Below are 14269 nucleotides of genomic sequence, written 5' to 3'. Positions count from 1 at the left end.
ATGCGGCGGTACCGCCTCCGCTGTGGAAAAGCCGGTACTTGTGCGAAAGATGTCCCCAGGTTTGTCCCGGAATCAGGATGCGGCAGGTTGTGCCCATTCCGGCTTTTGCGTCAGGTCGTACGGCCACGGGCGCTCAGTCGTGCGTTGCGGATATGCGCGTGTGGATCGATCCGCCGGAAAAGACCTGGCAGGCCCGAGCCAGCGTGGCCGGTCGGAGGAACCCGGACTGGCCCGGATCCAGCGAGCCAGGTCAGCCGGACGGGTCATGCTTGGGGCCTTTGCCATGGCCCTGGAGGATGTTCCTTGTTATTCCTTGAAAGCTTTTATAAAACCATAGGAATAGTAGTAAGGAGGCGGCTCCGTTGTGGACAAGCCCCGTTTCCCCAATGCTGGCAAGCACTTGGGACCTCCACAAGCCTGTGGCCTGGACTCGGGTGAACGCGGGCGCCGCCAGACAACAACTTCGGTCGCCGGCCTGCGGCGGTGGATAACCCGGAGATGTGCCTCAAATTGTCCCCAGCTTTATGCACAGCCTCGAGGCCGACAGGCCTCCCCGCCCGGGTTGCGCCAACGAAAAAGCCCCGCAGTGCGGGGCTTCGGAGGGAGGGCCAGGCCGTTGCGTCAGAAGTGGTACGCGTACCGCAGCTGGACGAAGTTCTCCCCGGGGTTGGGACTCTTGATGCCTGCATTGGAGAGATGCTGCACGCGGATCGCGACCTCATGCTGGCGCTGCGCTCCCAGGCTGTAGCCCACGCCCAGGTGGGTCGCGAAGTTGTACCGGGTGCTGAATTCCTTGTGGGGCGTGTGGTAGCGCTTGTCCATATAGGTGATGCCGACCCCGCCTTCCAGGAACCATGGCGAGCGGCCGTTGTCGGGCCGCAGCCGGAAAGTGGGCGTGATGCCGGCCAGGGTGGCATGGCCGGAGCCGCCGTCCACGCTGTCGTAGGACCACCGGCTCGCATAGATGTCCCAGTAGCCGCGCACTTCGCTGCCCCAGAGTTCGCTGCGCCAGGATGTCCAGGGCAGGGTGACGCCCACCGTGGCGGAGTCGGTCTGGTGCTCCGCCCAGCCTCCCTGCACGTACACCGATGGGCCCTCGGTGCCCGCTGTTTGTGCGTGGACGCCGGCCGCTGCCGCGGCCGCCAGAATGAAAAAAGCGCCCCGGGCCGCCAGAGGGGCCACGAGGCGCTTCATGAATGAATGGTGCATTTTGCGAATTCCCAGTTATGTCGCGACCGTAAGGTTACACAATCGGCGTAACCCACTGTAGGACAGGGGCCGGGAAGTCCGCTGTAGGTGGCCGCCGCATGCGCGGCGGGGCTGCGTCACTGGGGTGCGGGCGCGGCGGGCGCAGGGGCTGCGCCGTGGCGCATGCCGCCATGGGCGCCCGGCTTGCCGTCCTTTCCGCGCATGCCGTCCCGGCCGTGCATGCGCCGGCTTTCCTCGTCGAACACCTTCTGCTGCGCGGGAGTCAGCGCGGCGTAGAAGGTCTTCGTGGCCTCGTCGCGCCTGTCGGCCTCGGCGTTGTGCTGGGCACGCAGCGCCCGCATGCGGTCGATGCGTTCCGGCGTGGTCAGCTGTGCCATTGCGGACATGTCCGGGCGCGGGCCCTGCGGGCGCATGGCCGCGGTGAAGGCATCCCATGCGGGTTGCTGTGCCGGCGTGAGCTGCAGCTTCTGGCGGAGGGCCTCTGCGCGCCTGGCCATGCGGGCTTCGCGCTCCTCGGGGGTGGGCATGCGGTGCGGGCGTTCGGCTCCGGCCGTGGGGGGCGCGGCCGGCGGAGGGGGCTGCTGCGCGAAGGAGGGAGCCGCCAGCAGGGCCGTCAGTGCGGCGGCCGTGGCTGCGGTGGCGAAGCGTCGTTGCAGGAAAAGTGCGGTCATGGCGATGTCCTTTCAGGTCCCCTGGAGGGGCGTTGCCGCCGCGACCGGTGCGGTGCTGCGGTTGGAAGCCAGTGTCGGGCGCCCGTGTATCCCCGCCATGAGGGGGGCGTGTGGCTGTGTAAAGTTGTGCCAAGGTTCTGTGACCCCGCCGGGGCGCGCAGCAACGACAATGGCGCCCTTTCGCCGGCACCGCGGCCGGCGCGCCCACCGCAGGGCGATATCGCACACAAGGAATTCCGTGTTCAAGAACATGATCATCTACCGCATCGCCGAGTGGCATGCGGAACTGCCCCAGCTCGAGGAAGCCCTGGCCCGCACCCCGTTCGCGGAATGCGGCGCCACCCAGGAGAAATCCGTCGGATGGGTGCCGCCCCGGGGCGAGGCCCACGGCGCGCTCGCCGAATCCGTGGGCGGCCAGTGGATCCTGCGCTTCATGACCGAATCGAAGATGCTCCCGGGCTCGGTCCTGGCGCGCAAGGTCAAGGACAAGGCCGCGCGCATCGAGCGCGAAACCGGCCGCAAGCCGGGCAAGAAGGAAACCCGCGAGCTCAAGGAAGAGGCCAAGCTCGACCTGCTGCCGATGGCCTTCACCAAGCAGGGTTCGATGTGGATCTGGATCGACACCGAGGCGCGCCTGCTGGTGCTCGACACGGGCAGCCAGGGCCGGGCCGACGAGGTCGTCTCGCTGCTGGTGGAAGCGCTGCCGGGCCTGTCGGTCTCCCTGCTCGATACGCAGACCTCGCCGCAGGCGGCCATGGCCCACTGGCTCAAGGAGCAGGAGCCGCCGGTGGGCTTCAGCGTGGACCGCGAGTGCGAGCTCAAGAGCGCCGACGAATCCAAGGCCGTGGTCCGCTATGCACGCCATCCGCTGGACATCGACGAGATCCGCGAGCACATCGCCGCCGGCAAGCTGCCCACCAAGCTCGCGATGAGCTGGGACGACCGCGTCGCCTTCGTGCTGACCGAGGGCCTGCAGATCAAGAAGGTGTCGTTCCTCGACACGGTGTTCGAGGGCCGCGGCCAGGACGATTCGGGCTTCGACACCGACGTGGCGATCGCCACGGGCGAACTCTCCAAGCTGATTCCCGACCTGATCGAGGCGCTGGGCGGCGAGGGCCGTACGGGCCTGGACGGCCCGGCGCCGGCACCGGGCGAGCGCAAGGCCGGGGCAGGTGATGTCGCTGCCGCACCGGCCGCTGCCACGGCGGACGCGGACGACGACGCACCGTTCTGACCGGGCAGCACGGTCCGGGGGCCTGCGCGCCGCGGCTACCATCGCCTCCCATGGCGCTCAACTGGGTCTGGATCGGCTTTTTCACCATCGCGTTCGTGACCGCCGCCGCGCGCTGGGCCCTGGGCGACGCGGATGTCTTCCAGGCGCTGCTGGCCGCAATGTTCACGGCCGCGCGCTCGGGTTTCGAGATCTCCCTGGGCCTGGCCGGCGTGATGGCGCTCTGGCTGGGACTGATGCGCGTGGGCGAGCGCGCCGGCATGGTGGAGCTGCTCGCGCGCGCGGCCGGCCCGCTGCTGCGGCGCCTCTTTCCCGGGGTGCCGCAGGGCCATCCGGCGCAGGGCGCGATGACCATGAATTTCTCGGCCAACCTGCTGGGCCTGGACAACGCGGCCACGCCGCTGGGGCTCACCGCCATGCGCGAGCTGCAGTCGCTGCAGACAGGCCCCCGCGACACGGCCAGCGATGCACAGATCATGTTCGTGGTCATGAACACGGCCGGGCTCACGCTGATCCCCACGTCGGTGATCGCGATCCGCCAGAGCGTCGCCGTGCAGCAGGGGCTGGGCGCCGGCTTCAACGCGGCGGACATCTTCCTGCCCACACTGCTGGTCACCTTCATCGCGCTGATCGCGGGCGTGCTGGCCGTGGGTCTGTGCCAGCGGCTGCCGCTCTGGCGCCCCCGGCTGCTGCTGCCGCTGGCGGCCGTGTCCGGGCTGCTGGGCGCGGCCGTATGGGCGCTGGGCCGGCTGCCGGCCGAGCAGGCGTCCCGCATCGCGGGCACCATCGGCGCGGCGGTGATCCTCGGCATCGTGATGCTCTTCATCCTGGCCGGGGCGGTGCGCCGCATCAACGTGTACGAAGCCTTCATCGACGGCGCCAAGGAAGGCTTCGGCGTGGCCGTGCAGATCGTTCCCTACCTGGTGGCGATCCTGGTGGCCATCGGCGTCTTCCGCGCGGCCGGTTGCATGGATGCTCTGCTCGCGGCCGTCGGCGCGGGCGTGGCGGCGCTGGGCTGGAACACGGATTTCCTGCCGGCCCTGCCGGTGGGGTTGATGCGGGTGCTGTCCGGCGCGGGCGCGCGCGGGCTGATGATCGACGTGATGCAGGCGCACGGCGTGGACTCGTTCGCCGGGCGCCTCGCCGCGGTCATGCAGGGTTCTGCTGAGACCACCTTCTACGTGCTGGCGGTGTACTTCGGCAGCGTGGGCGTGAAGCACACGCGACATGCCCTGGCCTGCGCGCTCTTCGCCGATGCCGTGGGGCTGGCCGCCGCGATCGCGGTGGGGTATGCGATGCTGCGCTGAACGGGGAAGGCTGCCGCACGGCAGCCGAAGAAAAAGCCGCGCCTCCCTGGCGGGAAGACGCGGCCTGCGACGGATCGGAAGGTCCGGGAACCGTCGTCAGGGGGCCTTGGCCACTGCCGCCGGAGCGGTGCCGATGACGGGAGCACCCTCCTTCTCGGCGGAACGGTCGAACACCAGCGTCTGGCCGAACACCAACTGCACCCAGGTGGGGTAGGTATAGGCGGTGCCCTTGTTGTGGTCGATGATGGCGCCGATGCCGCCGCCGAAGATGATGTTGCCTGCCAGGCCGGCGTTGGCGCGCGAGATGCCGCGGCCGATGGCGTCGGGATGCTGGGGATCCTTGCAGACGATGTCCAGATCCTTGCCGGAACGGCGCACCTGCGACGTGACGCCGGACTTCACCGCCGTAGTGCCGTAGTCGTTGGTGACATTGCATTCGGCGCCAGAAACGAGATCGCCCTTGTCGTTCCTGGTCTCGATCTTCATCGGTTGCGTGGTGTCGTTCATCACCGAAGCGCAGCCCGTCAGTGCCAGGGCCGCCGCGGCCCCCAAAACCATGCGTTGCATGAAATCCCTCTTCCTTGCTGTTGGGTTGGAAGCGCGGGATTGTAACTATATGAAACGAGTGAATGCGCAGCGGTTACGGCATTTGCCGGACAATCCGGCTTTTCCTTTTCTCTTTTCCGAACGATTCCAGGACGCTTCCCGTGACCGACGCCGCGCAACGCCCCGAACTTCCCGACCATCTTTCCATCGATCCGCGCAGCCAATTCCACGTGCCCGCCGTATTCGAGCACGACATCGGCATCCGCTTCAACGGCAAGGAGCGCTTCGACGTGGAGGAATACTGCGTGAGCGAGGGCTGGATCAAGGTGCCGGCCGGCAAGACGGTGGACCGCAAGGGCCGTCCGCTGCTGCTCACGCTCAAGGGAACGGTGGAAGCGTTCTACAAATGAAAAATCCGCCGTGGCGGCGGATTTCATGTGCTGGCGGTCCGCCAGCGCGGCGGTAACGTCACTCGCATTGGAACCGTACCTGCAGCACGGCCGGCTTGCCGGACGTGCGCGACACGGCCGTGCAGCGCTTCACGGCATCGTCCGCGCGCTGGGCCAGGCGCACCGTGCCACCAGCGTAGTCGCACGACAGGAACTTGCCCTGAGGGTAGTCGCCCTCGAAGGACCACATGGCGGTGGAGCCGCCCTTGCCGGGCTTGTCCGACTGCGGGACCAGGGCGGCTCCCTGCGCGGGCGGGCCGTCGAACAAGTTGTATCCCGTCAGGCGCAGCGGCCGCGTGTCCAGCACGATGTCGGTGCCGGCTGGCAGGCCGGACGCGGTGACCCGGGGGGCGTCGAGCTGGACCGTGGCCGGGCATTCCAGCGTGGCGGAGGCGGCCATGGCCGCACCGGGCAGGCCGGTGGCTGCCAGGAGGAGGAGGGCCAGCAGGGGGGGCCGGCCGGCCTGGGAACGGGGTGCGGGAGAAGGAGTCATGGAAAGGCCTGGTTCGTTCTCTTCACTCGATGACGGAATACGCCGCGGCGTTGTTGCTGGGATCGGTGTAGTCGCCGTTCTTGCGCTGGGGCTTGGGACGCACGTAGCGCATCGACACCTTGGGCTTTTGCGTATCGCTCAGCCACTGGTCCATGATCCAGATGCCGCCGGCATCCTGCGAGATGAAGAAGGCCGCATGGTTGCCGGTGGGCAGGCTGCCGTACTTGCCGGCGCTGTTGAACGTAGCGATGGCCGTGCCTTTCTTGATGGCGGCATTGCCGAACACGGTCTCGCCCTGCTTCCAGTTGCTGGTGTGCGGCAGTTGGGCGTAGTGCTGCAGGAGCGCAACGCAGTGCTTGCTGCCGACCTTGTCGGTTCCCTCGAGCGCTGCGGCATTCTGGTAGATGTATGGCATCGGTTGTGTGATGGTCGCGCAAAGGAGGCGATCCTAGTCGGCCTTGTGCGGTTTGCTGGCGCTGTTTCCAATCGTTTCAAACACGTTCGAAGATGGCGGCGATGCCCTGTCCGCCGCCGATGCACATCGTCACCAGCGCGTAGCGCCCCCGGGTGCGGTGCAGTTCCGCGATGGCCTTGGCGGTGATGATGGCGCCCGTGGCGCCCACCGGGTGCCCCAGGGAGATGCCCGAGCCGTTCGGGTTCACCTTCGCCGGGTCCAGGCCCAGTTCCTGGATCACGGCGCAGGCCTGGGCGGCGAAGGCTTCGTTGGCCTCGATCACGTCCATGTCCTGCACCGACAGACCCGTGCGCTGCAGCACCGCGCGCGTGGCGGGCACCGGGCCGATGCCCATGTAGGCCGGGTCTACGCCGGCGTGCGCATAGCCGACCAGGCGCGCCAGCGGCCTGGCGCCCAATGCGGCCGCGCGGTCGCCCGCCACCAGCACCACGGCGGCTGCGCCGTCGTTGATGCCCGAGGCGTTGCCCGCCGTGACCGTGCCGCCGTCCTTCCTGAACGCGGGCTTCATGCCGGCCAGCACCTCCACCGTGGTGCCGCCACGGACGTGCTCGTCGGTGTCGAACAGCGTGGTCGTGCCCTTGCGGCCGGGGATTTCCACCGGAACGATCTGCTCCTTGAAATGGCCGGCTTCGATGGCGGCGGCGGCGCGGCGCTGGCTTTCGAAGGCCAGCCGGTCCTGCGCCTCGCGGCCGATGCGGTAGCGCTCGGCCACGTTCTCGGCGGTGATGCCCATGTGCATCTTCTGCCAGGGGTCGTGCAGGATGCCCAGCATGTAGTCGATGCTCCTGGCGTCGCCCATGCGCGCGCCCCAGCGGGCAGCGGTGTCGAAATAGGGGCCCCGGCTCATCGATTCGCTGCCGCCGCCGATGGCCACGTCGCAGTCGCCCAGCGCGATGGCCTGCGCCGCCGACACGATGGCCTGCAGGCCCGAGCCGCAGAGGCGGTTGACGTTGAAGGCCGGCGTCTCCACCGGGCAGCCCGCGTCGATGGCCGCCACGCGCGCGAGGTAGGCGTCCTTCGTGTCGGTGGGGATCACGTTGCCCATCACCACGTGGCCGACTGCATCGGCCGCGATGCCGCTGCGCTCGATGGCCGCGCGCACGGCCGTGGTGGCGAGCTGGGTGTTGGGGATGTCCTTGAGCGAGCCGCCGAAGGTGCCGATAGCGGTGCGGGCGATGGAGGCGATGAGGATGTCGCGTGGAGGCATGGCTGGTGGTCCTTCGAAGAAAGAAAAGCGGAAAGATCGAATGCCCAGAGGCGTGTTGCCATCAGGTTCTGAACAGCGATCTATGCCGCCATCGTAGGTCTGTGGTCTCGCACGCAGTGGCGCCAAGGCGTCATCGCATTGGACGTAAGGACCTTGGGACGAGCGAAACTCTTAAACCTTACGGGTTTTATAAGTAGTTGACTTGAAAGGATAAATTTTGGAGGTAGATGTTCCATACCTCTCTGGATCAAAGCCTGCCTGCTCTGCTTTGCGCTTCAGCCGCTCCCCGCCAGGTCATCCAGGATCGGACAATCCGGCCGCCCATCCCCCTGGCAGCAGCCCACCAGCTGCTGCAGCGAGCGCTGCATGGCCTGCATGGCGGCGATGCGGCGGCCCAGGTCGTCGATGTGGGCCTGGGCGATGCGTTTGACCTCGCGGCTGGCGCGGCGCTGGTCCTGCCAGAGGCCGAGCAGGGTGGCGATCTCTTCCATGGAGAAGCCCAGGTCGCGCGCGCGGCGGATGAAGCGCAGGGTGTGGACATCCGCTTCGGTGTACTGGCGGTAGCCGCTGTCCGTGCGCGCCACGTCCCGCAGCAGGCCGAGTGCTTCGTAGTGGCGGACCATGCGCTGCGAGACGCCCGCCCGCGCGGCAGCCGTGCCGATGGGCACGGGACCGGCCGCTGCCGTGGCCGGGGATTCCTGTGCCGTGCCGGATGGCGGGTTCGTGCGCCCGGCGCGGCGTCGCTTCGGTGCCGCGCTCATGCGGCGACGGTGTAGCCCTCTTCGGTGATGGCGGCGGCCAGCGCCTCGCGGGGGCTGTCGCTTTCCACCACGACGCGGCCGGTGGGCAGGTCCACCTGCACGGTGGCGTCGGTGTCGACGCCGCGCACGGCGTGGACGACGGCGCGTTCGCAGTGGCCGCAGGTCATGCCTTGGACCTGGAAGCTATGTTGCATGGTGGTCTCCTTTTCGAGAATCGGTGAAATGAACGGATGGATGTCGGTATCTTGAAGCCTGACATGGTGGCAGAGTCAAGCACCGGCCGGATGTGGCGCGGGCCTTGACCTTGCCATGATGTCAGGGGTTAAGGTGCCAGCATGGATGCTTCCCCCGATTCTTCCTCCGTCCCGACTTCCACTCCGGCCACCACGTCCGCGCTGGTGGATCGGTCCCTGGACCTGGGCATCGGCGGCATGACCTGCGCGAGCTGTTCGGGCCGCGTGGAGCGCGCACTGCGCAAGGTGCCGGGCGTGCGCAGCGCCGAGGTCAACCTGGCCACCGAGCGCGCGCACGTGGTCTATGCCGCCGCGCCGGACGGAGCGCCGGCCTCCATGGACGGGCTGCTGCGCCGCGCCGTGCGCCATGCGGGCTACGAACCGCGCGCGGCGGATGCACCGGAGCCGCCGGATGCGGCCTCGCCCTGGGCCGGCTTCGCACCGGTGGCGGCGGGCATCGCGCTGTCGCTGCCGCTGGTGCTGCCCATGCTCGGCGGCCTGGCGGGGCGGGACTGGATGCCGCCGGCCTGGCTGCAGTGGCTGCTGGCCACGCCCGTGCAGTTCGTGCTGGGCGCGCGCTTCTACCGGGCGGGCTGGCATGCGCTGCGTGCGCGCGCCGGCAACATGGACCTGCTCGTGGCCATCGGCACCAGCGCGGCCTACGGGCTGTCGCTGTGGCTCTGGCTTGCGTCCGGGCATGGGGCGGGGCATGCGCCGCACCTGTACTTCGAGGCGTCGGCCGTGGTCATCACCCTGGTGCTGCTGGGCAAGTGGCTGGAGGCGCGCGCCAAGCGGCAGACCACGGCGGCGATCCGCGCGCTGCATGCGCTGCGGCCGGACGCCGCGCACTGGATCGGTCCGGACGGTGAGGTGGACGTGCCCGTGGCCGAGCTGATGGCAGGGGACCGCATCGCCGTGCGCCCTGGCGAACGCCTGCCGGTGGACGGCACGGTGCTCGAAGGACACACGCAGGTGGACGAATCCATGCTGACCGGCGAGCCGCTGCCGGTGGCGCGAGGCCCGGACGACCCGGTGACGGGCGGATCCGTGAACGGCGATGGCCGCGTGGTGGTGCGGGTGACGGCCGTGGGCGCTGAGACGGTACTGGCGCGCATCATCCGGCTGGTGGAGGACGCGCAGGCCGCCAAGGCCCCGATCCAGCGGCTGGTGGACCGCGTCTCTGCCGTGTTCGTGCCGGCAGTCCTGTTGCTGGCGCTGTGCACGCTGCTGGGCTGGCTGGCCTGGGGCGCAGGCCTGGAGGCCGCGCTGATCCACGCCGTGGCCGTGCTGGTGATCGCCTGCCCCTGCGCGCTGGGTCTGGCCACGCCGGCCGCGATCATGGCGGGCACGGGCGTGGCCGCGCGGCACGGCATCCTCATCAAGGATGCGGAGGCACTCGAGGCGGCGCACGGCGTGGACACCGTCGCCTTCGACAAGACGGGCACCCTGACGCTGGGCCGTCCCCGCCTGCAGGCGTTCGATGCGGCGCCCGGACAGGACGCGCAGGGGCTGCTGGTGACCGCGGCTGCGCTGCAGGCGGGCAGCGGGCACCCGCTGGCGCATGCCACGCTGCAGGCCGCGCGCGAGCGGGGCCTGGCGTTGCCTGGGGCCGCCGAAGCCGCGGGTGCGGTGCCGGGCCAGGGCGTGGAGGGCCGGACCGGGGGCGCACTGTGGCGCATGGGCAGCCTGCGCTGGATGGCCGCGCTGGGCGCCGTGGTGCCCCAACCGCTGGCCGAGCGCGCGCGTGCGCTGCAGGAGGGCGGTGCCACGGTATCCGCGCTGGCTGAGGAATTGCCGGAGGGCGGGCACGCCGTGCGTGCCGTGCTGGCGTTCGGGGACGATCCCAAGCCCGGTGCGGCGGCGGCGATCGAGGTTTTGCGGTCGCGGGGGCTGCGGGTGGTCATGGTGTCGGGCGACAACCGCGGGGCGGCCGAGGCGATGGCGCGGCAACTGGGCCTGCGTCCTGAAGCGGGCGAGGTCGTGGCCGAGGTGCTGCCGGGTGGCAAGGCCGAGCGCGTGGCGCAACTCCAACGCGGCGGTGGGCAGGCTCCGCAAGGGCCGGGCCGGCATGTCGTGGCCATGGTGGGAGACGGGGTGAATGACGCGCCCGCGCTGGCGGCGGCCGACGTGGGCATTGCCATGGGCAACGGCACCGACGTGGCCATGCATGCGGCCGGCATCACGCTCATGCGTGGGGATCCGGCGCTGGTGGCGGCCGCCATCGACATATCCCGGCGCACGGTGGTCAAGATCAGGCAGAACCTCTTCTGGGCGTTCGTGTACAACGCTGCGGGCATTCCGCTGGCCGCGCTGGGCTACCTCAGCCCGGTGGTGGCGGGGGCGGCCATGGCGCTCAGTTCGGTGAGCGTGCTGGCAAATGCCTTGCTGTTGAAGCGCTGGCGTCTTTGAGAATTGCAATTGCTTCGGTTACGCTCGGTGATCGCTTTGCTACGTTTTGTTTCATTCATAGCCGGCCCGCATCGACGTGCTGGGGGGATTAGAGGAAGGCAATCATGAAATTCGATTCGCTCATGCGCGGGTTCACCATCCGTGTCCGCATGCTCGGGGCCATCGGCGTCGTACTGTGTCTGCTGGGCCTGCTGGGCGGTGCGGGCATGCTGGGCATGTTCCGCATCCACGCGATGAGCGAGGAGTTCATCGGCCATTCCTTCTCGGAAGTCAGCGCCATGGCCGAGCTGCGCGGCGAGATGGGCAATATCCGCCAGCACGAGAAGGACATGATCATCCAGTACGAGAAGCCCGAGGGCGTGCAGAAATCGCACGCGGCCTGGCTGGAAAGCCTGGACCGTGCGAAGAAGGCCGCCGCGCGCTTCCAGGACGGCGGGCAGGACAAGGACAACCAGCTGGCCACCGACATCGTGAAGCGGCTCGATGCCTACCGCACCCAGTTCGCGAGCGTCGCGCGCCAGCTCGAGGCCGGCGGCTATGACAGCGCCACCATCGCCAACCGCATGAGCACCAAGGCCGTGGCGGAATTTGCCGAGGCCGACAAGCTGCTCGCCCAGCTGGACAGCGAGCTGCGCAAGGAAGTGGCGGAGGTGACCGCACGCCAGCAGACCGTGTCCGAGCAGACCAAGTGGCTGTTCGCGCTGGCGGTGGTGATCACCGTGGTGGTGGTGGTGCCGCTCACGCTGCTGAACATGAATTCCATCTGCCGTCCGCTGGTGGAAGCGCGCCGCATGGCCCAGGCCATCGCCGGCGGCGACCTGTCGCAGCGCATGCACGTGGAGGGCCGCGACGAGGTGGCCGACCTGCAACGCTCGCTGCAGGGCATGCAGGAGGGGCTGAGCGCGCTGGTGTCGCAGGTGCGCGATGCGAGCGGGAGTATCGCAACGGCCAGCCAGGAGATCGCCTCGGGCAACCAGGACCTGTCCTCGCGCACGGAGCAGACCGCCAGCAATGCGCAGGAGGCGGTGGCCTCGCTGTCGCAGCTCACGTCCACGGTGCAGCAGACGGCCTCCTCCTCGCAGGTGGCCAACCAGCTCGTCGCCTCCGCATCGGGCATCGCCACGCGGGGCGGCGCCGTGGTGGAGCAGGCGGTGGCCAGCATGCACGAGATCTCGGCCTCCAGCCGCAAGATCGGCGACATCATCGGGCTGATCGACTCCATCGCCTTCCAGACCAACATCCTGGCGCTGAATGCGGCCGTGGAGGCCGCGCGGGCCGGCGAGCAGGGCCGTGGCTTCGCCGTGGTGGCCGGCGAGGTCCGCAGCCTCGCGCAGCGCAGCGCCCAGGCGGCCAGCGAGATCAAGGGACTCATCAGCTCCAGCGTGGCCGCTGTGAACGGCGGTGTGCGCCACGTGGAGGATGCGGGCTCCGCCATGAAGGAGATCGTGGAGAGCGTGCAGCGCGTCTCGGACATCATCGGCGAGATCAACTCCGCCGCCGCCGAGCAGTCTTCCGGCATCGGACAGGTCAACGGCTCCGTGGGCGAGATCGACCGCATGACCCAGCAGAACGCCGCGCTGGTGGAGCAGTCCGCCGCCGCCGCGGAATCGCTGCGCGAGCAGGCCGCGCGGCTGTCGCAGGTGGTGCAGCAGTTCCATCTGGACGATGCCGCGGTGGCGCGCCATGCCACGGCGGTACCCGGTTCCGGCGCCTATGGCGATGCGGCGGCGCTGCCGGCGGGTGGCAGGACGGCGTTGCTGTCGGCTTGATTGCAAGGCGGGGCGGGAGCAGTTCTGTTCTTCGCCCCAGCCCGCCGGACGGGACGGTTTTTCCGATTCCCAGGCGGTCTTTCAGGGCGTGCTGAACTCGACTATTTCAGAGGCAGGTCTGCTACCGCGTCGCGCAGCTGGCGGGCCCGGGTGCTGTTGAGTTCCGTAATGCACGCCAAACGCAGGATTTCGTGAGAATTACCGGCACCCCCTCCGCTCAGAGAAGCCTTGAATTTGCAGTGTGTATCGCGGTATTTATCGAAATCCTTATCGGATGCAGCCAAATCGGCCTTGGCTCGGCTGGAATATTTGGCATCTTCATCCCACTTCGACAAAGCGCTAACTGCATTTTTTGTTGCCTGTTGCAATTCAACTTGACTGTCTGAGGCTTTTTTTGAAAGGCAGTCACGCATTCCAGCTTGGGAGAATGCACTGCATTCCTCACGTAGAGCGCGCTCTTCTGTGGCATGCGTAGGTGACGCCGCAATAAATGATGCGAAAAGGAAGCTTGCCGAAGATATCGTCCTGAGAACTATTTTTCGCATATCGCAGCCTTTCCTTTGCGCAGCAATGGTAACACGTAGTCGAGTTTTCTTGCGTAATAGGGATCACCACCGCCGTTATATCGTTGTGCCACCATCTGAGTTGATAAAGTCCGCCAGCTTTTTATGGTTCTCTGGATTGATGATTTCTGGTATTTCAGCACTTGTCCGGGTCGCAGGAGCAGGATGTTTGGATTCAATTTTTGTATTGTCTCCACCGTGCTGCCATTTTTTCTTGCGATCTTCTCGAAGCTGTCTCCCGGCTTGACGACAACTTCGTAGTATTTTTCATCTGAACTCGTCAGGTTGCGGTATTCGTAATTTCCCATCTTCATCAGCAAATAACCTATTCCTGCACGTAGATTATATTGAGGAATTGCTCTGACCGTATTTGATGTCAATTTAGATTTCCAGTTGGGTGGCAATATCAAATCACCGCCTTCATCCCCACTGAGAAGCGAGGCCATTCCAGGGTCTCCAGCGACACCGATCTGCATTGGTTTGATTTTCCATTCGGGGCTGTTTGCACCAGTTTCTACCCAAACCATCGATTTGATTAAATACCAATCCAAGGGTATATAGCCTGCCACACCGGAAAGGTGTTGGTTGTATTCATTGACGGCCAGCTGGATCTCGCAATCCCAGTCGTTCCAGCGAACATCCTGGACAGCTTTGTCGATGCCCTCTTGCCACTTCTCGAATCCCGTCTTCTTGCGTCCTTGCTCTGCCATCAAAGCCCCTCTCCGTCTTATGCCGTGGTTTACGTTTGCTCTACTCGCACCGCTGTGCTGGGTTGAAGATAACGTGAACGTGCCTTGAAATCACGTAACTTCCATTCATGCATCTCATAAACTGCGAGCAGACCCAAGCCCGACCCTGGCAGCCAGAGCCTGGGACTTACCCCTGACAGCCACGTTCACCGGCAAGAAAAAAGGCCTGCCCCGCGGACGCCACATCCGCGCGACAG

Annotated in this window: 15 protein-coding genes; 5 read left to right on the top strand and 10 right to left on the bottom strand. The window is 67.2% G+C overall.

The window, feature by feature from the left end; all coding sequences use genetic code 11:
* Nucleotides 1–621: 621 nt before the first annotated feature.
* Together T336_RS0112290 and T336_RS0112285 are read right to left on the bottom strand one after the other, a co-directional pair.
* Nucleotides 622–1209: an acyloxyacyl hydrolase gene (locus tag T336_RS0112290; RefSeq protein ID WP_019699969.1), complete on the bottom strand. Its 588-nt coding sequence runs from the start codon at nucleotides 1207–1209 to the stop codon at nucleotides 622–624.
* Nucleotides 1210–1325: 116 nt separating this feature from the next.
* A complete protein-coding gene (locus tag T336_RS0112285; protein ID WP_026432765.1) occupies nucleotides 1326–1880 on the bottom strand; it encodes a Spy/CpxP family protein refolding chaperone in 555 nt (184 codons plus the stop codon).
* A 238-nt stretch (nucleotides 1881–2118) separates the two neighbouring features.
* Here T336_RS0112285 and T336_RS0112280 point away from each other — a divergent pair, with 238 nt between their 5' ends.
* Together T336_RS0112280 and T336_RS0112275 are read left to right on the top strand one after the other, a co-directional pair.
* Nucleotides 2119–3114 (top strand): recombination-associated protein RdgC, encoded by a 996-nt coding sequence (locus tag T336_RS0112280; RefSeq protein ID WP_026432764.1) that lies wholly within the window; start codon nucleotides 2119–2121, stop codon nucleotides 3112–3114.
* A gap of 50 nt (nucleotides 3115–3164) precedes the next feature.
* Nucleotides 3165–4418, top strand: a complete 1254-nt coding sequence (locus T336_RS0112275; RefSeq protein WP_026432763.1) for a nucleoside recognition domain-containing protein — start codon at nucleotides 3165–3167, stop codon at nucleotides 4416–4418.
* A 96-nt stretch (nucleotides 4419–4514) separates the two neighbouring features.
* Here the strand turns inward: T336_RS0112275 and T336_RS0112270 are convergent, their stop codons facing one another.
* Nucleotides 4515–4985 (bottom strand): hypothetical protein, encoded by a 471-nt coding sequence (locus T336_RS0112270; RefSeq protein ID WP_019700437.1) that lies wholly within the window; start codon nucleotides 4983–4985, stop codon nucleotides 4515–4517.
* Nucleotides 4986–5125: 140 nt separating this feature from the next.
* Here T336_RS0112270 and T336_RS0112265 point away from each other — a divergent pair, with 140 nt between their 5' ends.
* Nucleotides 5126–5374, top strand: a complete 249-nt coding sequence (locus tag T336_RS0112265) for a DUF3297 family protein (RefSeq protein ID WP_019700438.1) — start codon at nucleotides 5126–5128, stop codon at nucleotides 5372–5374.
* Nucleotides 5375–5432: 58 nt separating this feature from the next.
* On the opposite strand, the gene T336_RS0112260 is transcribed toward T336_RS0112265, so the two are convergent.
* From T336_RS0112260 to T336_RS0112240, 5 genes are all read right to left on the bottom strand, one after another.
* The gene (locus tag T336_RS0112260; RefSeq protein ID WP_051647158.1) at nucleotides 5433–5906 is read right to left on the bottom strand and encodes an STY0301 family protein; all 474 of its coding nucleotides are present in this window, start codon (nucleotides 5904–5906) and stop codon (nucleotides 5433–5435) included.
* Between the two features lie 22 nt (nucleotides 5907–5928).
* Nucleotides 5929–6321, bottom strand: a complete 393-nt coding sequence (locus T336_RS0112255) for a BPSL0067 family protein (RefSeq protein WP_026432761.1) — start codon at nucleotides 6319–6321, stop codon at nucleotides 5929–5931.
* 76 nt (nucleotides 6322–6397) lie between these two features.
* Complete coding sequence (locus T336_RS0112250) at nucleotides 6398–7588, bottom strand: acetyl-CoA C-acyltransferase family protein (protein ID WP_026432760.1); 1191 nt, start codon at nucleotides 7586–7588, stop codon at nucleotides 6398–6400.
* A gap of 275 nt (nucleotides 7589–7863) precedes the next feature.
* Nucleotides 7864–8349 (bottom strand): Cu(I)-responsive transcriptional regulator, encoded by a 486-nt coding sequence (gene cueR / locus T336_RS0112245; protein WP_026432759.1) that lies wholly within the window; start codon nucleotides 8347–8349, stop codon nucleotides 7864–7866.
* The gene (locus tag T336_RS0112240; RefSeq protein WP_019700444.1) at nucleotides 8346–8543 is read right to left on the bottom strand and encodes a heavy-metal-associated domain-containing protein; all 198 of its coding nucleotides are present in this window, start codon (nucleotides 8541–8543) and stop codon (nucleotides 8346–8348) included. The genes cueR and T336_RS0112240 overlap by 4 nt, the downstream gene beginning before the upstream one ends.
* Nucleotides 8544–8684: 141 nt before the next feature.
* Here T336_RS0112240 and T336_RS0112235 point away from each other — a divergent pair, with 141 nt between their 5' ends.
* Together T336_RS0112235 and T336_RS0112230 are read left to right on the top strand one after the other, a co-directional pair.
* Nucleotides 8685–10991 (top strand): heavy metal translocating P-type ATPase, encoded by a 2307-nt coding sequence (locus T336_RS0112235; RefSeq protein WP_026432758.1) that lies wholly within the window; start codon nucleotides 8685–8687, stop codon nucleotides 10989–10991.
* A gap of 104 nt (nucleotides 10992–11095) precedes the next feature.
* Nucleotides 11096–12760, top strand: a complete 1665-nt coding sequence (locus T336_RS0112230; RefSeq protein WP_026432757.1) for a methyl-accepting chemotaxis protein — start codon at nucleotides 11096–11098, stop codon at nucleotides 12758–12760.
* 101 nt (nucleotides 12761–12861) lie between these two features.
* On the opposite strand, the gene T336_RS26070 is transcribed toward T336_RS0112230, so the two are convergent.
* Together T336_RS26070 and T336_RS26065 are read right to left on the bottom strand one after the other, a co-directional pair.
* A complete protein-coding gene (locus tag T336_RS26070; RefSeq protein ID WP_084151417.1) occupies nucleotides 12862–13305 on the bottom strand; it encodes a lysozyme inhibitor LprI family protein in 444 nt (147 codons plus the stop codon).
* The gene (locus T336_RS26065; protein WP_084151416.1) at nucleotides 13293–14033 is read right to left on the bottom strand and encodes a LysM peptidoglycan-binding domain-containing protein; all 741 of its coding nucleotides are present in this window, start codon (nucleotides 14031–14033) and stop codon (nucleotides 13293–13295) included. Before T336_RS26065 ends, T336_RS26070 begins: the two co-directional genes overlap by 13 nt.
* Between the last annotated feature and the right edge of the window lie 236 nt (nucleotides 14034–14269).

The organism is Paracidovorax oryzae ATCC 19882 (genome assembly GCF_000687165.1).
GTDB lineage: Bacteria > Pseudomonadota > Gammaproteobacteria > Burkholderiales > Burkholderiaceae_C > Paracidovorax > Paracidovorax oryzae.
This window is presented reverse-complemented; position numbering and strand designations above follow the sequence as displayed.